The sequence below is a fragment of the Vibrio sp. 03_296 genome (assembly GCF_002265885.1).
The window spans coordinates 1-20332 of record NZ_NPKW01000046.1 but is presented as its reverse complement, the minus strand read 5'-3'; the positions used below and the strand labels follow the sequence as shown (position 1 = coordinate 20332).

Annotated in this window: 16 protein-coding genes; 6 read left to right on the top strand and 10 right to left on the bottom strand. The window is 45.9% G+C overall.

What is annotated here, in order from left to right; genetic code table 11:
• Window positions 1–3 precede the first annotated feature (3 nt).
• Entirely contained in the window at window positions 4–759 is a 756-nt protein-coding gene (gene vctC / locus CIK04_RS03835) for an iron chelate ABC transporter ATP-binding protein VctC (RefSeq protein ID WP_017422577.1), read from the top strand.
• Window positions 760–809: 50 nt separating this feature from the next.
• Here vctC and cueR read toward each other — a convergent pair whose 3' ends face one another.
• Together cueR and CIK04_RS03825 are read right to left on the bottom strand one after the other, a co-directional pair.
• Complete coding sequence (gene cueR / locus CIK04_RS03830) at window positions 810–1196, bottom strand: Cu(I)-responsive transcriptional regulator (RefSeq protein WP_017422578.1); 387 nt, start codon at window positions 1194–1196, stop codon at window positions 810–812.
• 186 nt (window positions 1197–1382) lie between these two features.
• The gene (locus CIK04_RS03825) at window positions 1383–1631 is read right to left on the bottom strand and encodes a YgjV family protein (RefSeq protein ID WP_017422580.1); all 249 of its coding nucleotides are present in this window, start codon (window positions 1629–1631) and stop codon (window positions 1383–1385) included.
• Window positions 1632–1978: 347 nt separating this feature from the next.
• Here CIK04_RS03825 and CIK04_RS03820 point away from each other — a divergent pair, with 347 nt between their 5' ends.
• On the top strand, window positions 1979–2245 hold the full coding sequence (locus tag CIK04_RS03820; RefSeq protein ID WP_038964226.1) for a hypothetical protein: 267 nt from the start codon (window positions 1979–1981) through the stop codon (window positions 2243–2245).
• Between the two features lie 95 nt (window positions 2246–2340).
• Here CIK04_RS03820 and CIK04_RS03815 read toward each other — a convergent pair whose 3' ends face one another.
• From CIK04_RS03815 to yccS, 4 genes are all read right to left on the bottom strand, one after another.
• On the bottom strand, window positions 2341–3600 hold the full coding sequence (locus tag CIK04_RS03815) for a hydroxymethylglutaryl-CoA reductase (protein ID WP_097352597.1): 1260 nt from the start codon (window positions 3598–3600) through the stop codon (window positions 2341–2343).
• 79 nt (window positions 3601–3679) lie between these two features.
• Window positions 3680–3976: a hypothetical protein gene (locus CIK04_RS03810; protein WP_038964228.1), complete on the bottom strand. Its 297-nt coding sequence runs from the start codon at window positions 3974–3976 to the stop codon at window positions 3680–3682.
• A 95-nt stretch (window positions 3977–4071) separates the two neighbouring features.
• Entirely contained in the window at window positions 4072–4233 is a 162-nt protein-coding gene (locus CIK04_RS03805; protein ID WP_223848361.1) for a hypothetical protein, read from the bottom strand.
• Window positions 4234–4453: 220 nt separating this feature from the next.
• Window positions 4454–6607, bottom strand: coding sequence for a YccS family putative transporter (yccS, locus tag CIK04_RS03800; RefSeq protein WP_097352598.1), 2154 nt, complete (start codon window positions 6605–6607; stop codon window positions 4454–4456).
• A 208-nt stretch (window positions 6608–6815) separates the two neighbouring features.
• Between yccS and helD the strand changes: the two genes are divergently transcribed.
• Entirely contained in the window at window positions 6816–8888 is a 2073-nt protein-coding gene (helD, locus tag CIK04_RS03795) for a DNA helicase IV (RefSeq protein ID WP_097352599.1), read from the top strand.
• A 138-nt stretch (window positions 8889–9026) separates the two neighbouring features.
• On the opposite strand, the gene CIK04_RS03790 is transcribed toward helD, so the two are convergent.
• Complete coding sequence (locus tag CIK04_RS03790) at window positions 9027–9482, bottom strand: methylglyoxal synthase (protein ID WP_017422587.1); 456 nt, start codon at window positions 9480–9482, stop codon at window positions 9027–9029.
• 56 nt (window positions 9483–9538) lie between these two features.
• Window positions 9539–10552, bottom strand: a complete 1014-nt coding sequence (gene torT, locus CIK04_RS03785; RefSeq protein WP_050987527.1) for a TMAO reductase system periplasmic protein TorT — start codon at window positions 10550–10552, stop codon at window positions 9539–9541.
• A gap of 110 nt (window positions 10553–10662) precedes the next feature.
• Between torT and torS the strand changes: the two genes are divergently transcribed.
• Entirely contained in the window at window positions 10663–13575 is a 2913-nt protein-coding gene (gene torS, locus CIK04_RS03780) for a TMAO reductase system sensor histidine kinase/response regulator TorS (RefSeq protein ID WP_039466637.1), read from the top strand.
• A gap of 78 nt (window positions 13576–13653) precedes the next feature.
• Here the strand turns inward: torS and CIK04_RS03775 are convergent, their stop codons facing one another.
• Both CIK04_RS03775 and CIK04_RS03770 read right to left on the bottom strand, forming a co-directional pair.
• Complete coding sequence (locus CIK04_RS03775; protein WP_011081109.1) at window positions 13654–13839, bottom strand: hypothetical protein; 186 nt, start codon at window positions 13837–13839, stop codon at window positions 13654–13656.
• Window positions 13840–13865: 26 nt separating this feature from the next.
• Window positions 13866–16220, bottom strand: a complete 2355-nt coding sequence (locus CIK04_RS03770; protein WP_097352600.1) for a fatty acid cis/trans isomerase — start codon at window positions 16218–16220, stop codon at window positions 13866–13868.
• Between the two features lie 829 nt (window positions 16221–17049).
• On the opposite strand from CIK04_RS03770, the gene CIK04_RS03765 reads away from it, so the two are divergent.
• A complete protein-coding gene (locus CIK04_RS03765) occupies window positions 17050–18147 on the top strand; it encodes a PEGA domain-containing protein (protein WP_017422591.1) in 1098 nt (365 codons plus the stop codon).
• Window positions 18148–18225: 78 nt separating this feature from the next.
• Window positions 18226–20037, top strand: coding sequence for an SUMF1/EgtB/PvdO family nonheme iron enzyme (locus CIK04_RS03760; protein ID WP_026050714.1), 1812 nt, complete (start codon window positions 18226–18228; stop codon window positions 20035–20037).
• Window positions 20038–20332: the final 295 nt, after the last annotated feature.

Genomic DNA, 20332 nt, shown 5'->3' with positions numbered 1-20332 from the left:
GCAATGATTGTTCTAGATAAACTCACTAAACATTTTGGCAAGTTTGCTGTTGTGTCAGCAGCCAGTGGCCAATTTGAAAAAGGAAGCGTCACCTCCATTATTGGGCCGAATGGGGCTGGTAAAAGTACACTGCTGTCGATGGCTTCGCGTTTGCTTGATCGTGATGGCGGTGCGGTGTTGATCGAAGGGAAAGAGATTCAAACGTGGGACAACAAAGTCCTTGCGAAGAAATTGGCTGTTTTACGCCAAGCAAACAGCATTACTATGCGATTTACTGTTCGAGAAATGGTGGCCTTTGGCCGTTTTCCTCATTCTGGCGGGCGATTGACGGCACAAGATCAACAACAGATTGACCGCGCGATTCAGTATCTTGATCTCAGTGATATCCAAGACAAATATCTCGATGAACTCAGTGGTGGGCAGCGGCAGCTCGCTTTTATTGCCATGGTGATTGCCCAAGATACCGATTATGTTTTCCTTGATGAACCACTGAACAATCTGGATATCCGCCATTCAAAGCAGATCATGCAGACGATTTGTCGATTGGCCAAAGAGATGAACAAGGCCGTGGTGGTGGTGATCCACGACATTAACTTTGCGGCGTGTTATTCCGACCAAATTATTGCTTTGAAAAAAGGTCAAATTGTCGCCAGTGGTAGTGTTGAAGAGGTGATTGAAGAAGCGGTGCTTGAGCAGATCTACGAAACGCCGTTTAGTGTCATTGAACGCGACGGTAAACGTATGTGTACCTATTTCTAAACTCGTGAGTAAGTCGCCTCCGAGATGAGGAGGCGATGGCAAAAGCCTTGCTATTTAGTGAGCTCTTCGATTATCGGGCAATGACTATCTGAGTTACCAGGGCAGGAGGAAACCCAACTTTCTAACTGCTTTTTTATCTCGTGCAAATGCGCCAACTTCTGTTCAATTTCAGCCAGTTTTTCTTTGGTCTTCTCTTTGACTTCGCTGCTTTTACGGTTAGGGTTTTGTGCTAGCTGAACAAATTCTTTACACTCTTGGAGAGAAAACCCTGCATTTTTAGCGCGTGATACCAGATTGAGTTCGACGATGTGTTTTTGTCCATATTCACGATAGCCGGCGTCACTGCGTAGCGGCGGTGAAATAATGCCTTTTTCTTCGTACATGCGAATGGATTTGCTTGATAATCCGGTTAATTTTGCAATAGCACCTATGTTCATCGTGTTGTCTCATTTCGCGGTTTTAGTTGATTGTACTCCACGTGGCGGGTTTGGCAATGGTAGGTGGCGTAACGCCAAAATGGCGTTTGAAGGCGTTGGTAACCTAGGTAAGTCTTTTTGAAAATGAATCCGACCAACGAAAAAAGCCCCTTAGGGGCTTTTTAAGCAATTCAGCACTCTATAAAATTACGCTTTTTCAGGCGTTAGAGTTTTTTTTTCCTGTTGCATTTTGGCTAGGAAGTAGACGTTGACACACGCAATAAAGCCATTAGTCACAACCACTGGCCATGCGTCAATCATCAGACCGTATGCAGTGAACAGTGCACAACCGATGAAGTTTAAAACGCGCAGACGAACGATGTCCTTCATCATTAGTGAGATTGCAACCATGATTGAAGCTGCGTAGCCTAGAATTTCAACCATATTCATTTCCATAATTTGACCCTCTTAAATCTTGCCGAATATGTCGGTACCAATTCTTCTCTTCTTGAGATAAGTGAGGAAGCTCCATGCCTCGAATGGTCTAATTTTGTTTTCGTTAAGTGCACTATATCAATGGAAAATCCGTGATGAAAGCCTCAATTCAAGGTTAAGAGAAGGTTAGCGATTACGCAAACGTTTAGAAAGAAAAACATCAATAACGCAATCATTCGTTTACTCAATAGCATGGGGGTGTTGGTGGGGGAGGAGTTATCTTTTTCGCCTATTGAAACGATAGTTGGACAGCGAATTTACACTGATATAATATTGCGAATGAGAACTATTATTGATAAGTGTTATTTATGTCTATTTTGATTGCTGTGTTGTTTTCGCTGTTATTGATCGTAAAAATGAAAGTAGAAAAGGCGTATGCTTTATTGCACATCGCATTGCATGCTGTTTTTCTTATTCTAGTCGGGCAAACCTATGCAGTGAGCTATTTGATTATGATGTTTTTTTCTGCCCCGATTCAGATTGCCATGTGTCACCGTGGGGAGTGCAAAGAAAAAGGACATAAGTGGTTTTCTATCTTGCCGGCCTTTGTCGTGATCATAGTGGCTTTTCTTTGAATGCTAAGAGGTTGATTGTCTGGGAGTTTGCGCTTCACGGCTTAATTCATAGTGATTAAGCCGTGAGAAACAGCCGTTTTAGAGAGAATATTGCTTTATCGAGCCAGTTTGTGGTGCGCGCGAGAAAAATGCCCAGCGGCAAAAGCGCCAACAATCGAAAGCTCTCCGGCCAAGCAAAGTGCAGCGCAAACTTCAGCCAATGCACGCGCGTTGCCTTGTCCATAAAGGCCTAAAATATTTAGACAGGCTTTTTGGCTTGGCAGGCCAGTGCCGCCACCAACGGTTCCGACCATCAGATTTGGCAGTGTCACGCTGGCATATAAGTGCCCATCGGTGGTAAGTTCCATTCGGGTAATGCCAATGGCTGATTCGGCCACGCAAGCGGCATCTTGTCCACAAGCCAAATAGAGTGCCGTTAACGCATTGGCGTAATGGGCATTAACGCCAATTCCTCCACTCAATGCCGCACCTGTCGTCGTCATCTGGCCGAATTTGACCATTCTTTCCGGCGTAGTATGCAAATACTTTTCAACCATCTCGCGGGAAAGGGTCACTTCGGCGATCACTTTTTTCCCGCGAACGCTTGTCAGTGTTTTGCTGTTTGCTTTCTTATCTCCTGAGAGATTGCCATCTAGAAAGGCTTCTTTAATGTCGATGGGGCAGGTTTCCAATATCGATTGAAATACGGCGTTGGTGGCGATGGTCACCATATTTTGCCCAGAGGCGTCGCCTGTTTGGTATTCAAACATTAGGTAGACATGATTGCCTTCCATGTTGATATTGATGTCACTGAGCGTACCATGCGAAGTCGTGGATTCGGCGATTTGCTTAAAACGATCGTAGTGGGTGGTCACCCAAGCGACAAACTGACCCGCGGAGACTAAGTTCGTGAATGCAAATACGGGGGTACGTGTCACGCCTTCATTCACCAGCATGGCCGTTGCTCCGCCGGCTGCGGTAATGAGATGGGCCCCACGTGAATAGGAAGCCACCAAAGCGGCCTCTGTCGTGGCAAGGGGGATCAAATAATCATCGCTGGCAAATAAGCCATTTACGCGCAATGGTCCCGCTAGCCCAACAGGGACTTTCACCGTACCGACAAAGTGCTCAATGTTCTTTTGATAGAGCGTCATGTGTTCAAGAGTATGTTGATCTAATAATTGGTCTTGAGTGGCATGACAGTTCACCACATCCCAACGCTTCTTTAGGGTTTTATCACTAATAAAGGGGCTCTTGGGTAAGGTGCGTTTTGGTGGTGCGTAATTGGGGTTGAGTTTTTGCTCTATTTGTTGGGCGCTATCTAGACAGCGAAGTGCGGTATGAATATTTTTATTTTGCGTAGTTTTAACGGGCATAAGTCTGTCAGCAAGAAAAAGGAAGCGTCGATTCTACTGAATCAGGGAGAGTAAACAAGGTGGTAAGCGTAACAAATGGTCACACTTGGATATCCAATAGGCTACCAATCACATCGTTGTTTCGTTCAATAACGCTCGCACCAATACGGTTATAACTACTGGCTTGGCTCAGTTTCATCAAAGCTTCGTTGTGATCTTTGGGTGGTGCTTGAGTGGTTTTTTCTTCAGGTTGACGATCAAATTCGACACGATTAAAAGCGAGCTCATTAGAGGTAGGATTTCCGTTTGCTTGGTTCACTTCCAACGCTGCCTCTTCAGCCATCTTACTGGATTGCTGAATGAGTTGATAACCGGATTGAACTCCTGAAATTGGCATGGTTAAAACGCTCGCTAATTAACCTGTCTTAAGCATAGTTGGATTTGACAATGGTGGCAACTATGCTAGCAAAATCGTGTTTAGATAATCTCTTCTTAAACAAATAACTTAGCCAATGCATCACGCTCTTCAAGGCTTAGAATGTCATTGTCCTTCTTTAGCAAGGCAAGTTGAATGTCGCCTTGCAAATGTTGTAACTGAAGAGGAGACAGCCTTTTAAGCTCGTCACGCAATCTTTCGAAATCAGTTTGTTTCATGTTAATCACCGATCTGTATCGTTTTTTTTGCTCATCATTCATTACGGTGTTGTCCATCACAACGAGTGAATAATGAGCAATGTACTGGATGAACGCTGTTTTATTGTCCGGAAAATGTCAGGGCACGGTAAAACTGGACGGTATAGAATGGGCGTGGTTGAAAGGTGATAAACGGCGCTAATAGGCCGTTTATCACCGATAAATGAAGTGGAATGTTTGGTTACTGCGTGCGTACTGCAAGCTTACTGGCCAATGAGTGTAACTCTGGCATCATTCGATAAATTAAGTGCAGTTGTTGAAGTACCATGCGAGCACTGCCTTCGTCATCTTCACGCCATTCACTCAATCGCTTTTCCAAGTCCGCAGCGTTACTCGTGTCGACATCACAATCATCACAGCGATTGTACAACTGAGATTGAAGCGTCTCTAAGTGCTGGTGGATTGTTCGGTGCGCGTCGAGTACCAATTGATGTGTGGACTCGTCATCCAAGCGAGTGCGGTGAGCTCCAAGGGCAGATATGTAGCTTAGCATGGCATGATTAAGTGTGAGAAAACGGAAGCTCTCATCGACCGCTGTCTGATACTTCCCAGGCTCGATCAGCATGTTACTGATCGCAGACGAAAGATTGGCATCTTGGTTATGCGCATCGCGACGTGCGATACGATAAGCGAGGCTATCTTTTTTACCAATCCGGTACTGACCAATGATTTGCAGTAAGTACTGCTTGTTGGCGTCTATCGCATCAGACATCACTTTGTGTAAGCGACGAGACTGCCAGTCAGGCAGAATCAAAACCACAGCAGCAACGGCAAGTGCACAACCGATGAGCGTATCGGCCAATCGAGGCAATACGACCGCATAACCTTCACCCAACTGGTTGAAGCAAAAGAGCACGAGTAGGGTGATGAAACCAGTCGCAAATCCGTAGTTATTAATCCTAAAGGCAAAAAAGAGCATGCCAGAGAGGACGATAAACACCAATTGGCTTTCTTGCGATGGGAAAAACGTGAGTAGGGGAACACCGATAAGTAAGCCAGCAAAAGTGCCTGCAATACGTGCAACCAGCTTTTGTTTTGTTGCGCTGTAGTTTGGTTGGCAAACAAACAAAGTGGTTAATAGGATCCAATAGCCTCTTTCAATCTCGAATCCATAGATCACGCCATAACCGGCAGTCAATGCTATCGCCATACGAATGGCGTGACGAAACAGCATCGAGTCTTTGTTGAAGTTGGCCCGAATGCGCTGAAACATGGCTTTAAGAGTATGCGGATTCGTATCGTCCAGCAAATTCTCTTCCAATTTTTCTGCATCAGGATTACTGATGTTATTAAATTGCTTTTCAACGGTAGCGAGGTTATTGAATAAGTAGTTAAGTTGGCCGAGAAGATGAGACCATTTTGGATTTTTTTGCTCTTGGAGGTAGCTCAATGCGTTTTGTAGTTCTGCCAAAGCCAGAATGGAGTGAGACGCGTGGTTATACTCGTTGCCTAAGCGCAATGATTCGGCAATTTCTCGACAGGCGGTCGCTTGCGCCTCAAGCAAATACTTAAAGCGGAACAAAATATCTGACCGCTCGAACTGCACAGCAAGATCTTGATAGCGGTAATGGCTCGAGCTGACTCGCTCGTGAATATCCTGCGCAATAAAGTAAATATTAAGGAAGCGGTCACTTGGCCCATCAATATGACCTCGTTTCGAGCGGCTCAGCAACGTCTGTTTACAGTTATTGAGTGCATTAACAGTCCGGGCATTGAGGCTTGCGGCGTTAATGCGCATCGGCTGAGGTGTCATGTTGGTTACTGGATGGAAGAGTTGCGCCTTTGCATCGAGATAATTGGCCAACTGGTGAAAAACGTTGGCTAGGCTTTGCTGGACTGGCTGCATGGGCCAGAGGATTTGCCAAACCATCGACATAAAGTAGTACCATGCGGCGCCTGAGAGTAGCAATAATGGCTGAAACCAAATATTGACACTCTGGTGTGCTCCGAGCATGGCATAGATTGCGATAAGCAAAGAGCCAAAGGCGATGCTGGCGTATTTGGGGCCAACTGCGCCCAACATAATAAAACCAAAGGTAGAAACAAAGAGCCCAATAGCAAAGTGCCATGGTGTATTAAAGAGAAGCTCAATCGAAAAAGCCGCGATAGCAAAACAGATAAACGTGAGCAACACGGCTTTTATTCTGCCGCTAAAACTGTCATCACTTTCCGCCAAAGCGGCGGCAATAACACCGAGGATTAAAGGCGTGATCAAGGTATTTTGTTCGTAGTACCAAGCTGGTACGACAACACCGAGCAAAGTGATGAGGATCAATACACTATAGCTAATGGTTTTATTGGCCCAAAAGTGACGGAGTTTGAAACGTAAGTTCACGGTTTTCCTGTGTAAATGAGCATGAACGAGTTATTCGGCAGTGTAGCAGAAACCACCATTAACAATATGACTTGAACACATAAAAAGTTTTGCCTGCTTAGTATTTCTCCACTCGCTGCTGCTTGATAGGGATTAATGGCTACATTTTCCGGTTACAAAATGGTATAACCCTGAAACCCTTGATTTCAGAAGTAAGAGAAATGAATCCATGCTGCTAACGGCCAATAAAACCGCCCAGTTTTTTATCCAAAAAGAGTATCACCATGTCGAATTGCAAGGTCAGTCTCTCCTCTTGGTATCGGTCGGAAGCGAGGAGCACATTCCATTTACGGTTTGGAATGGTGAGATTCACGTAAAACGAGGCTTGTTTTGGGGGGCGTTGCAGTTTTTTGCGCATCCGGTCGAAGGTAAGCAGCAGAGCTGGCTGGTACAAGGTCTTCCATGGCCAGAGTGCAAACAATTTGCTCGGAATGCGGTGGAGCAATATCAACAGTGGCACGATCAGCAATGTCGCCAATTGAGTCAGTATTTGCCGATTTGGGAAGACGGGCTACACCGTTTAATCTATCTACCGGCTTATTTACCGCATTCAACCGTAGACACTTGGGTTCGCGATGTTCATGGTCAATTAAAAGAGATGAACATGACACTTGATGAAGCGAAACAGCGACTGCCAGAGCGAGTGGCTGCGATGGAAAGCTGGCTACTTGATGGAGAGCAAGCGATTCAACTGCGCAATTTGTCTTGGCTTGAACAGGAAAGGCAAAATTGGGAAGTGTTGTTCAATCAAATCGAATCTTCGCCGCTCAATGTTTCTCAGCAACATGCGGTGTTGCTGAATGATGATCACAATCTCGTCTTGGCTGGGGCAGGTTCAGGGAAAACCAGCGTGTTGACCGCCCGGGTGGCGTATTTATTACAAAGCCATCAAGCGACAGATGAACAAATGCTGTTGTTGGCGTTTGGTCGTGATGCTGCTCAGGAGCTGAAACAGCGCTTGGTGGATAAAATAGGACTTGCCGCGCAAAACACCAGTGTGTCTACTTTCCATCAGTTAGGCCTGTCGATCATTCATCAAGTGGAAAGTAAGCCTGTTGAGATTTCTCCTATCGCTTTGGATGACAAATTGCGTCAAGCATGGTGTGTGGATTGGCTGAAAAAGCATTGGATGACCCCAACCAACTTCAAGCGTTGGCAAAAACATTTAACCAAATGGCCGATTGCCTACCTCACAGGGGATGATGAGTTGGGCAGCCAATCAGAAAACCCCAAGTTGATTGCTTGGCTGGACAGGCAGCTGACTCAATTTGCGTCACTGGGTTTTAGTAAGAAAGAGATCCAAGAGCGTTTGGTCGAATTACCAGACTACACGCGTTTGAACAGCGAACTGTCACTGTGTTGGCCATGCTTCAGCGCATGGCAAAAAATGCTGAAAGAGACCGAGCAGATCGATTTTCCAACCATGATCAGTCGTGCAACGAAATACGTCAAAGAAGGGAAGTTTGTCTCTCCTTGGCGTTTCATTATGGTCGACGAATATCAGGACATTTCACCCGATCGGCTTGCCTTGGTTGAAGCGCTATGCGAGACAACCCATCAGCAGCCAGGCGCCTCTTTGTTTGCCGTCGGTGATGACTGGCAGGCGATTTATCAGTTTGCTGGGGCGGATGTTGATTTAACCACGGGTTTCCAACAGCGCTTTGAGCACTCAACGGTGCATCACCTTGATACCACTTATCGTTTTAATAATATGATTGGAGAGGTGGCGAATCGATTTATTCAGGCGAATCCACGACAACTGGAGAAAACGCTGCAGAGTCACAAACAGCAGAAACAAAAAGCAGTACACACAGCGCCAAGTAACTCGGTAGAAAAGATCCTCGATCAGTTGGATAGAAAGTCGGACAAGCAGAAATCAGTGCTACTACTTGGTCGCAATCACTATCACAAACCGGACCTTTATGATGATTGGGTCAAACGCTTCAAAAACCTGTCGCTCAACTTTATGACTTGCCACGCCAGTAAGGGCAAAGAAGCGGATTACGTGATTATTCTTTGCGTTGATGAAGGGCAGTTCCCTGCCAAGAAAAAACAGCTGCATGTTGATGGAGCACTAACTCAATCTTCAGACACCTTTGCGTATGCCGATGAGAGACGCTTGTTTTATGTGGCGTTAACTCGCGCCAAAGAGAAAGTTTGGATCACACACAGTGGTGCAGGTTCCGGATTTGTTCAGGAGCTGTTGGAAAACGACTACCCAGTGGTGAAACACAACAGCTAGATAAGTGTGGTCGCGAAGGAAAACTCAGCGCGAAAGAACAAATAAAAATGCCAGCAACTGAGTTGCTGGCATTTTTATTGTCATCCCCAAACCACCGATTTTAGCGGTGGTGATTGTTGAGGCACTCAGAAAGAAGAATTAGGTGCGGCCTGCCAAATAGGCTTGGTAATCAGGTATTTCGACGTTAACTTCTTCATTCAACAATGGCGATTCAAAAAGGAATTTTGCCGTTGCACGGTTGGTTGCCACTGGAATATTCCATACACTGGCAATGCGCAGCAGCGCTTTTACATCGGGATCATGCGGTACCGCATTCAGTGGATCCCAGAAGAAAATCAGCATATCGATTTTGCCTTCTGAGATTAAAGCGCCAAGCTGTTGGTCACCGCCCATTGGGCCGCTGATCATACTTTTAATCGCAAGCCCGGTTTCGCGACTAAGCATGTGGCCAGTTGTCCCTGTGGCATACAAGAAGTGGCTCTGCAATTTTTCTTTGTTCTCTTTTACCCAGCGTAGCAGCTCAGGCTTATAGTTATCGTGTGCAACCAATGCAATGTGTTTATGCGCTGGCATCGTGCGAGTTGTTTTTTGCATCAAATGTTTCCGTTATGGTTACCTGATTCGGTTCGAAAATAATTAAGCATAAATCGTCACTGAGATTCAACTGCTTTGACGTCAAAAATTGGCCTGTATTCGGATGGCGATAAAGAGTCTTCAATAGTTGAGAAGTTCAGCGTGTTTGGTGTTAGAGGCTCAATGGTTGGTGAGCTGTGAATCTGATATGGCTTATGACGTAAATAGTTGACCGCTTGATCCACCGATAAGCGCCCTTGCAGCACCATTTGGTCCGTCGGAGCAAACTCAATTTTATTGCGTAATAGGCCACGATAAATGCCATGGCTGAGGTAAGTAGAAATCAAACCAATCTGGCCTGTTTTATTGGCGCTACGTAGTTCGCTGATCGCCGCTTCCATTGCCACCGCACTGCCAACGAGATAATCAACATCGGGTGTGTCGATCGCTTGCTGCACTAAGTTACGTTGTAACTCTTTGTCGTTATCCGCCCAGAAACTCTCCATGATATGGATATCACTGCCCTTAATGGCATCTCTAAAGCCTTTATCGACGGGCTTGGTCCCGCCACTGCTTTTGGGGCCTAACAATAACACGACATTTTTGGTTCCTGAGCCAGCAGGGTGTTTCTGTGCCAAGTATTGACCCGCTTGATGACCCATCCAATACCAATCCACGCCGACGGTGCCTTTCAGATTCTTACTTTGCGTTTCATCGAGCTCCAATTGGTTTACAGTTGCGAAAACGGGAATACTGCCTGTCCACTGTTGCAAGTTTTCGTTAAACGCCATGGGGTCGACGGTACCAAGCAAGATAGCATCCGCCCCCCATTTGCTGCATAGCATCAGTTGTTGCTGCTGTTTGGCAGTGTTTGGGTAGCCTCCCGCTTCTAACACGCGTAGATTGACCTTTTGCTTCTCCGCTTCAGACACCATGCCGTAATTGACAGAAAGCCAGTAAGAGTCTTTTAAATGTGGATAAATCGCACAGAGTTTTTCCGCCGCATAAACAGGGGTAGAAAATAGAATTGGAAGGGAAAGTGGTAAAGTTTTGCGCAAACAGTGCAAAAAAGTGTGCTTAGTCTTTAACATGCAGCAAGGTTCATTGGCATCGTTGGAAGTTACGTAGCAGAATATAGCGTATTCTCCCCGGCGAACCAATGCTGATCTGCTGTTTGCCGTTGTGTAAGGTTAAGAAAAATATGTTATTAGCAACAGCGAGTATCGGCCGGAAGTTGTTACTCTCGTTCATCGCCATGGCAATGTTGGTGATGTTATCAGCGTTAATTGGTGTATCGGGCTTTTCGTTCGTGGCAAAAACAGAGCGCAATGTCGTTGATACGGCTATTCCCGCCATGATTGAAGCAAGACAAGTCTCTGAGCTCAGCTCGCGTATTATTGCATCGGTCCAAACCTTATCAAACGCCAAAAATGAAGTGGAGCGAAAACAGTCAGGGAAAGAACTTTTTTCTCAGTTGGAGTCGCTACTTTCACATATTAAAGCGCTTGGCGGTGGAGAGTCGTTTGATCCGCTATTGTTGGAGCGGCTCGAAACTCATGTGCAAAGTGTGATCGATAACTTGGCCGACTTAGGCGTATCAGTGGAGAAAAAACTGTGGTTAGCAAAAGAGATTGATAGCCGAGTTGAAGAGATGCGTCTGCTCAGCGAAGAGCTTGAACAACTGACGCGCACTCAAGTGCTCAATACCAGCACCATTGCGGTTGCGAATGTGACACATATCTATGACTTATTGGAGTCAAACAAAATTCCTCAAGCTTACCAAGCGCTTGATGCCTTGGTGGAGGTTGACCTTGATCTTTCCGAACGATTGCATGAGCTGCATCTGCTCGCATTCAAAATGCTCAACCAGATCGAAGAAGCACGTACACTCTCCAATATTGATCGCATTCATGATGTGCGTAATGAGTTTGATGCCAACCTCAAAATCATGGTTCGCCGAGTTCAAGCGGTGGAAGATCCTACTCGCTCTGCGCAAATGTCCAACTTACTTACTGAGTTGGGCAAGCGCCAAGTCGTGTTTAACATCCTCGGGCAACAATACCAAAATAACCTAGAATCCCAGAAGCTTATGCAGCAAAACCTCGCGCTTTTTTCTGAGCTCAACGGTACCGTCAATAAGCTTGTGGACGACTCAAATCAGACCACGACAAAAGCCGTGTCGGAGTTAACACGCACACTGAACTTAGCGCAGCTCATTCTAACGGTGATTTCACTCGCTGGCCTCATCGTCGCCATCGTGATTGTTTGGCGAGTGGTTTATGTTTCAGTGGTGACGCGTTTAACGGAATATTCGGCGGCGTTGTTGCAAGTAGCCCAAGGCAATCTCGATATTGAGCTTCAAGTTCGGGGCAATGACGAGCTGGCGCATATGGGGCAGGCGATCATCACGGCAAGGAACACGGCTCAAGCACTGAAAATCGTTGCTGAAGGGGAAGCCAAAGCAAAAAAAGAGCTTCAAGAGCACAAAGAACACTTAGAAGAGCTCGTTACTGAGCGCACGCGTCAGTTACAACTGACCAATGAGAAACTCAATCACGAAGTGCTCAATCACGCCAAAGCGCGTTCATTAGCAGAACAAGCAAACCGAGCGAAATCGGCATTTTTGGCCACGATGAGCCATGAAATTCGCACGCCAATGAATGGCGTACTGGGTACCGCTCGCTTGCTGATGGACTCCGGTCTGAATCCGTTGCAAAAGCGTTATGCCGATATCATCAATCGCAGTGGTAAAAATCTCCTGGCCATTTTGAACGATGTTTTAGATTACTCCAAAATTGAAGCTGGGCATCTTGAGATTAGAGAATCCGCCTTCGAGTTGCATCAAATGGTGGAAGACACTTTCCAACTGATGCAAAGCCGAGCCGCCGAGAAATCGCTGACCTTCTCCTACCATATCGAGAGTGATGTTAACCATTATTGGCGTGGCGATGTCACACGCATCAGTCAAGTGCTCAACAATCTTGTTGGTAATGCGATTAAATTTACTCACCAAGGTGCGGTGGATATTTACGTTAGCCTCGATCTCGAGCAGGAGAATGTGGTTCAGTTTGAAGTCACTGACACTGGCATCGGCATTGCTCAACAAGAGCAGGCGACCCTTTTTGATGCCTTTACCCAAGCCAGTGGTGGGCAAAAAGCCGCGGGTGGTACAGGGTTGGGTTTGGCGATCAGTCGCCGCATCATTCAAGCCATGGGTGGGCAGATGGAAATGACGTCGGAAGAGGGCGAAGGCAGTCGTTTTTGGTTCACCGTGCCTTTGACGCCTTGCGATGCCGTTGAGCCCGTTGTTTGTCCGCTCGAAACTGAAAACCGACAAGCGACGATCCTATTGGTTGAAGACAACGCTGTGAACCGTATTGTTGCGGAAGGGTTTCTCAGTAGCTTGGGTCATACCGTGGTAATGGCGGAAGATGGTGCAGAAGCACAAATGTTGTTTGAGCAGCAGTCATTTGATATTGCGTTAGTTGATATCAATCTGCCTGATTGTAATGGAACGGATTTGATCCAACGTTTAAAGCAGCAAGAGCAATCAAGTGAGAGAAAAACACCTATGGTTGCGGTTTCTGCTCACGTATTTAATGAGGAAGTGGAGAGCTATTTAGCCTCAGGATTTGACGGTTTCCTTGCAAAACCACTGGAAAAAGAAGCGCTTTCAGCGCTGATTCAAAAAATGTTAGAAGGAAAAGTACTGGTGTGCGTAGAAAGTCAAGACACGGCAACGAGCGGTGACGTTTGCTCAAGCATTGCTCAACCTCAGAATAGCAATCTGATGGATCCTCAAGTGGTGCTTTCCGATATGGAGGTGCTTGGTGCTGACAAAATGCGACAAATCATCGAACTGTTCAAAAGCAGCAGCGATGAAATTCTTCAAGCTTTAGTGAGCGCTGCCAATGAGGCGAATGAAGCGCAAGTTAAAGGGCTAGCCCACAAACTTAAGGGCAGTGCAGGCAGTTTGGGTCTAAATAAGTTAATGACGTTGTGCAAAACAATTGAAACCCACTCTTCACCAATGAGTCTCTATCTCAACGAAAAAGAAGCGTTGGAAGAGTGTGTTGAGCTAAGTTATCACGCACTGAAGAACTTGGTTCAATAGCGTTTTCCAAGCAGCTTCCGGCCAAAAGAAAGCCTCCGTCAATCAACGGAGGCTTTTTTATGCCCGATATTTACCCAGTTAATTGTCGCTGTCCCAATCAAATTGGGTATCCAGCGCGTTAGGGTCGTCATCAAATGGATGCTCAACACGCCCTCTTAGGCGTTCTAATTTGCTCTCTAACATGTTCACGGTGTCATAATCACCTTCAGAACAAGCGACGTAAATTTGTTGCTCCAGAGCTTCGATTCTATCTCGGATACTCATGGGAACCTCCTTTACGTTAGGTTGTGCTATCGGTTCTCAAAACGATTATAGTCAAGCAATCCAAATTCGATAGGTTGATCGTTGCGATACCAAGTATGAACTTTGTCGCTAAACGACCAGAAATTGGTTGAGCTACGACGAATCGCAAATTTATCCAATAACTTAACGTAGTCTTGCTCAGATTCCATTGAAGTAATGATTTGGACGAACTCAGCCACTTGGTTTTCGTTTAACGAGAAGAATGCCGCAGGGTAGCTCCCGACAACGCCACGCACTATGGTGAGACTGTCGTTCGCTAGGTCACGATTTTTCTCTTCATTAAACAAACTTGAGATGTTCAAATGTGCATTGTTATGAAGCAGTGTATAAAGCTGCTCTTTCCCAGTATCTGCTTTGACCATCAACATGGTAATTTGCGGGATAGGCAACAGCTTTTCACCTTTTACCAAATTCAATGACTTCAGCAATGCTTCGTTTTTCACGCTCATGCCAGTATCGACAATCTCATAGCGTGTATTCAGGATTGGGCTCACTTGACGGCGTAATATGTCAAACAGCTCGGACTTAGGATCATCGGTTTTATATACAACGCTAGTTGGTTGGCTAAAGGGCGCCACATTGCGCTGCAAGAAATCGCTCAGTTGGCGGTTTTGCTGTTGATACCAGCTGGATTGCTCTTGATGGCGTATGTCTGCGGGCAACAAGGCGATGAAATTACTTTCACCTTCTAAACGAAGAAAATCCATAAACATGCGAGTGATTAATTGATGACCAAAGTTGCCATACACATCAAAACCCGCCACTAACAAGTAGTGGATGCGTTCTAGCAAAGCGTAGTCGAGAACCCAGGCCGTTTTGGGCTTCTCACCCACCAATCCTTGTACCACAGAGGCACTATCAAAGTGACGGAACACCGTTAATGCGGCATTGGGGTTAGTGCCATTACCATCCCATATGATGTCGGTGGTGAGATGCGTACCATTTTTAAACCAATGGTTAATAAACTCCGATTTTGCTTCTAAATAGCGAGCTTGTTGTGTCGAATATTTGACCCAATTGGTGACTGGTAGGGTATTACTTTCAAGTTCGCCCGGTAGTTTTAGATTATCGGCTTGTGAGCGATAAAACTCGTTAACCTCAGGAATATCCGCTTTGTCAGGATCGAGGAAGAAAACCCAGAAACGATCGTTAATCACATTCAGTGCCAACTGCCCGCGACACACTGGACCTTTTATGTAAGCCATAATGGTGTTTTGTGCGTTATCTAGCATGAACTTAAAGCGTGCTTTCACTGGGAGGTCAATAAAAGCACTCATTGGATTGGCCGCAATCTCAGGATCGTAATTTGGTAACTGCTCGACGACGTAATCTGCGTCAATAAACCACGCTTTCCAATCCTTCATTCGCTGGCTATTGAGAGCGAAAGGCATGTGTGTCTTATCGACAATCGTGCCTTGCTCGGGAATGATTCGGTAGTAAACACGTTCTACACCCGGATCATCATAGGGGCGACGAGTGACAATGCGCTGTACGGGTTCGCCTGGTGGGGTGGACGAACGAACCATAGTAAAGAAGCGAGGTTCCCCCTCTAACTCAGAGAAATAGAGGTGCGATAAAAAAAGATGCTCGTAGATATAACGTGCGGCAAGCTGGTTTTTACGCGAACTCTTATTGAACATTTGCTCGTATCGCGTGATCTCCGCCGCCTGCTCACGAGTGAGCGGGATGTGATCGTTCATGATCGCGCCATTTTCCAGCCAAGCCATGAGCGTTTGGTGTTCTTTGGCCGAAAGATTTGGCATACCAAAGGGCATTCCCCAGCTTGGGTTGGTACGCTCGTACTGATCAAATTCTTCAATCGTCGGACAGGTCTGTTCGCGATCAATCGAAAAATCAAATCCTTCAAGCTGGTCCTGTTGAGGAAGGGGATGACGCTCCTTTTGTTGCAGCAATCGCGCAATCAAGCCAGCATCAATGTTGGCAACACCAGTTTGGGCACGCTCGTTGAGCACAGGATGAAAGCCTGCATCACGCCACTCTTGCGTGGTTTGCGCATCTTCAAACAAGCGAGTAGGTGCCGTGGCTGTAAGACGAGTCCCTTGATAAACGAGCGTCTTGCTTGCGCCACGGTCAATACCTTCTACGGAAGAGAGCTTGAGTTGACATGGCGCGTCGTAGCAAGCGTGACAAACCACACATCGGTTTTCGATGATGGGTTTGACATCGTGCATAAAAAACGCACTTTGAGCCGATTGAATGTGCTCGGTTCGGTCGCGCACTTCAGCCTCGCCAAACAGTTGGTCATAGTTGAGCCCAGCATAGGTGGCACAACCTGCAAAAAGTGTGACTACTGCTAGTATTAGAAATGTTCTAAATTTCATTTGGTTAATCGTCTAAATAAGCCATAGCGTTTATTATACTCAAATAACGGAGAGATGCTTGGCTGAGCGAAAATGAATATCCCCTTCTAGCTTGAAGCTGCAGCGGTGTTGGCTACGTTCGTTCACTGGCACGCCAGCCCGGCCCAATCACATAGTTCATCTATGTTCATGGGGATTCACTCACTTGCTGCCTACCTGTAACTCCAAGCAATTTGGGTATAGATTCGCCGCGCGACAAGTTGAAGATATCGACGTTATTTGGGTAGAAGGTGCAGAAGAATAGCGGTTTCAATAATAAAACACCATGCAAAACCAAAATTGTGATTGCCCTCTAGTTGAGCATGGCTTAAGGCTGAGATGGTGGATAGGTTTTTTGATTAGCTCACGCTTTCAACTTGTTGAGCTATCTCACTAGGCGTTTTGTGTTAAATGTTCTATAGAGAGATATTGGTGTGGTTTCACTTGGAAACACAGTTTTTGCTAATAATGCTGATTTTTTGAACATCAAACGATGCTCGGTTATTCAATAGTTTTCGTAATGTAACTGGTTGTTTCTTGATGCCATTACTGTCAGCAGGAGTAAAATTGAGCGATAAAATTATGTAATTAGCTCAAAAGTGTGATTTGGTTTAGACTTTGAAAACAATATTCTCAACAGGATTGATATACAATGATTTTTCAGGAGATCGTTTCTAATAATTAGCAGAGCTCTTGAGCTTCTTCTCAAGTACGGATTTGTCGCGGTACTAGAAGGAAGGTTTGTTTAGATTAACGAGATGCTTATCTCGTTTTGCACGTACAGAATGTAACGTTATTTGAGCAGGGAACTATGAACATACGTCCAATCCCAGCGCTTTTGCTTGCGCTAAGTTTTCCATGGGCATCTTCTGTGTTGGCAGAAGAGGTGAATCAGGCCGATCCAGTTGCCGCCGTTGATGAAAAAATCGATGCAAAACAACAAGAGATCAAAGCAGTAGAAGAGCAATACAGCGAAGAAAGCAGTCAACTGAAAGGATTGAAAGGCGACAACGCTCGTTTGCAGCGAGAAGCTGAAGAGCTGGAAGCGAAACGTAACCGAGCGAAATCTGCTCTTGATAAGCAGTATGCTCGTTTACTGGAAGATCCAGATACTGACCTTGTTTCTTTTCAGAAAAAATACCAAGAGTCTTGGGAAGCGCTGAAACAGAATCAAAACGAAAAGCTCAAGAGTGATCAAAGTATCGTAGAAAGCGAATCTCGTTTATCTCAGCTAAAACAGAAGTTGGCACGCTTAAACAGTGAATACACGAACTTACAAGAGTCTCACGTTGAAGCGCGTGTAAAACGTTTGGAAGCAGAACTTCGCGAAAGCGCGGTACTAGAAACACGTTACACGACGACTTGTTCATCAACGATGACGATAGGAGAGTGTATTAGCCAAGGCAAATACCTCACCAAGCAAAAAGCCGTAAACACTTTTAAAGATAAACTTTTGTCAGGCTTGACGGAATCGGTGTTGGCGAAGCAAAACTTGCAAGGTGTTCAGTTAAACATCCACGTTCAAGAGAGTCAAACGATTGAAAGTGGCTTCTCAGGCAATGGTGCGTATAGCACGAGTATTCAGGCTCAGCTTCAAGCGAAACCAGAAGCAACGGCAGCATGTAAACTACTTTCTGTATCAAGCCGCTACTGTTTATCAGCAAGCAGTAACTCATCAAAGCAAGAGAAAAAAGATTGGGTCACAGTAACGGTAAGATCGGATCAGTACAATGATGCGGTGACGATCAACGGTGTTAGCTACGGAAGTACGCCAGTCGAATTGCTCTTGCCTAAAGGCAAGCATCGTTTTACGGTGTCGAAACCGGGCTATGAAACGTATAATCGTGAGATTTATGTCGGTTCGACCGATACCGTTTGGGTCAAGTTGGTTGAAGATAAGCAGGGGTAACCCTGCTTTCGCATTTTTATTTAAACGCCATTTTTCGATAATTTGGCATGTTCCCTAAGTTTTAATGAAGTATTTATCATGCGTTTAGTTTTTTCTGCACTTACACTTGCCATGCTGCCTGTTGTTGCTGGAATTCCTGCGATGGCGGAAGAAGCAAGCCCTGTGGTGGTTGTTGATGACGCTTTGTTCACCCAAAACACGTTGCTTAGCGATACGGAAAAGAAGAAATCGGCTAAACAGAATCAGTTGAATAACCAAGCAGAGCAGCTTGAGCGATTGAAACAACAAGAGGCTGAACTTGTTGCGCGACTCGATAAGGCGAAGCAACAGCTTGAGAAAGATTATCAACGTTTAAGTGATACGCCTGATTTTGATTTGATGCCTGCTCAGAGTGCCTATCAGTCCGCTTGGTCTAAGGTCAAGCAGAATCAAAGCGAGCAGCTCGAAGCGCGTCAAACGCATGAAACACTCGCAAGCGAATTGGCTGCGATTAACGCAGAAGAAACGGTGATTCGTGGCAAAATTGCACAGCTTCAAGAAGAACGTCAACGTGCTCGTATTGCGACCATACGCAGTGAAATCAGCCAGAAAGGGGATCTCACCGTATCGTTCACCAATACTTGTCGTAGCGATATGACACTTGAACAATGTGCGAAACAAACAACAACTTTAGCGCTGCAAAAAGCGGTTCGTCAGTATCAAAACGAACTGATCGATGGAACAACCGAAGCCAAATTGGCCAAGCAGAATCAATCGCAAGCGGCTCTGAATATCCATGTATTGAAGCACCAGTCGTCGAAAGCTGAATTTTCTGGTGAGAATCAATACACGCAAATTCTCAAGGTTTCTTTAAACACGCGACCGGCTGAAAATGCGCCGTGTAAGCTGCTGAACATTGATTCAAAATACTGTTTTTCTCCAAGTCAGGTCGTTGACGGTGAAAAAGTGACCGAAACCGCTTGGCATACGCTGACCATTCGTTCCAATCAATATGGTGATACCGTTTTGATTGATGGCGTGAAGTACGGCTCCACCCCCGTTGAGATTATGCTGCCGATGGGCAATCACCAGATCAGCATTGAGAAAGAAGGCTACAGTACCTTCCGTACCGATCTGATGGTTAGCCAAGACCAAGCACTGAGAGCAAACCTAGTAGCAAAACGCAATGTCGCCAAGACGGGTGAGACGTTTGCGGATAACTTGGGTTCGTTACCAGCACCGGAAATGGCGGTCGTGACAGAAGGCACTTATATGGTCGGTGAGCGTGCGGGTAAGCAAGTTCGTTTGAATCGTGGATTTTCGATAAGCACCACGCCGATTACGGTTGCACAGTTCCGTGCTTTTGTTGACCAAAGTAACTATCAGACAGATGCTGAATTACACAAAATCTGTACTCGTATCGAACAAGCGGCGATCACTCCTATAGCCAACAAATACTGGCGTGATCCGGGTTTCAGTCAGCAAGAAAACTCTCCGGTTGTCTGTGTCAGTCAAAATGATGCAAACGCCTACGTTAACTGGCTGTCCGACAAAACAGGCTACCACTACCGATTGCCTACCGAAGACGAGTGGGAGATCGCAGCGAGAGCAGGCTCGGAAGCCGAGTATTGGTGGGGCGAGAAGTTTGGTTCGGGCCAAGCTAATACAGGATGGGGCGGAACTCCTTGGTCAAATAACAGTACTTCTCCAGTGAAATCATTTAGTGCCAATGGCTTTGGCCTCTATGATGTGGTTGGTAACGTCTGGGAGTGGACCGCAGACAGCAAAGGCTTATTAAAAGGCGGTGCTTGGAGCTTCTCTCCTGAAAAAGCAAAAGCGGAATCTCAGTTATTTATTTCTCCTGATTCTGCAGCAAACTTTGCAGGATTCCGAGTTGTCAGAGTACTGTAAGCATCAGTAAGTCATGTGAATGGCGAGCCAATCGGCTCGCCTTTTTATTGTGCGCCGAGCATGGCGTTGATCTAGGAGGTGAAAGTCCTCTACGGGCTCAGTCGAGCGAGAACCGTTAGCCTATGCAAGGGTGTTCACCGTGAGGTGAAACCTAAAGGAAGCAAACGGCAAAACTTGGTTGTGACGAACAGAAACCTGATAGTAGGCCTGTACAACTTGGGTAACCTAGCAATAGATAGAACAGCCCAATGCCTCGACGGGAAGTGTGTATAGGTAAATCAGGCATAACCAAGGG

Coding starts and splice junctions, on each gene's coding strand:
- vctC (WP_017422577.1), top strand. CDS start 4: ATGATTGTTCTAGATAAACTCACTAAACATTTTGGCAAGTTTGCTGTT.
- cueR (WP_017422578.1), bottom strand. CDS start 1,196: ATGAACATAGGTGCTATTGCAAAATTAACCGGATTATCAAGCAAATCC.
- CIK04_RS03825 (WP_017422580.1), bottom strand. CDS start 1,631: ATGGAAATGAATATGGTTGAAATTCTAGGCTACGCAGCTTCAATCATG.
- CIK04_RS03820 (WP_038964226.1), top strand. CDS start 1,979: ATGTCTATTTTGATTGCTGTGTTGTTTTCGCTGTTATTGATCGTAAAA.
- CIK04_RS03815 (WP_097352597.1), bottom strand. CDS start 3,600: ATGCCCGTTAAAACTACGCAAAATAAAAATATTCATACCGCACTTCGC.
- CIK04_RS03810 (WP_038964228.1), bottom strand. CDS start 3,976: ATGCCAATTTCAGGAGTTCAATCCGGTTATCAACTCATTCAGCAATCC.
- CIK04_RS03805 (WP_223848361.1), bottom strand. CDS start 4,233: ATGAAACAAACTGATTTCGAAAGATTGCGTGACGAGCTTAAAAGGCTG.
- helD (WP_097352599.1), top strand. CDS start 6,816: ATGCTGCTAACGGCCAATAAAACCGCCCAGTTTTTTATCCAAAAAGAG.
- CIK04_RS03790 (WP_017422587.1), bottom strand. CDS start 9,482: ATGCAAAAAACAACTCGCACGATGCCAGCGCATAAACACATTGCATTG.
- torT (WP_050987527.1), bottom strand. CDS start 10,552: ATGTTAAAGACTAAGCACACTTTTTTGCACTGTTTGCGCAAAACTTTA.
- torS (WP_039466637.1), top strand. CDS start 10,663: ATGTTATTAGCAACAGCGAGTATCGGCCGGAAGTTGTTACTCTCGTTC.
- CIK04_RS03775 (WP_011081109.1), bottom strand. CDS start 13,839: ATGAGTATCCGAGATAGAATCGAAGCTCTGGAGCAACAAATTTACGTC.
- CIK04_RS03770 (WP_097352600.1), bottom strand. CDS start 16,220: ATGAAATTTAGAACATTTCTAATACTAGCAGTAGTCACACTTTTTGCA.
- CIK04_RS03765 (WP_017422591.1), top strand. CDS start 17,050: ATGAACATACGTCCAATCCCAGCGCTTTTGCTTGCGCTAAGTTTTCCA.
- CIK04_RS03760 (WP_026050714.1), top strand. CDS start 18,226: ATGCGTTTAGTTTTTTCTGCACTTACACTTGCCATGCTGCCTGTTGTT.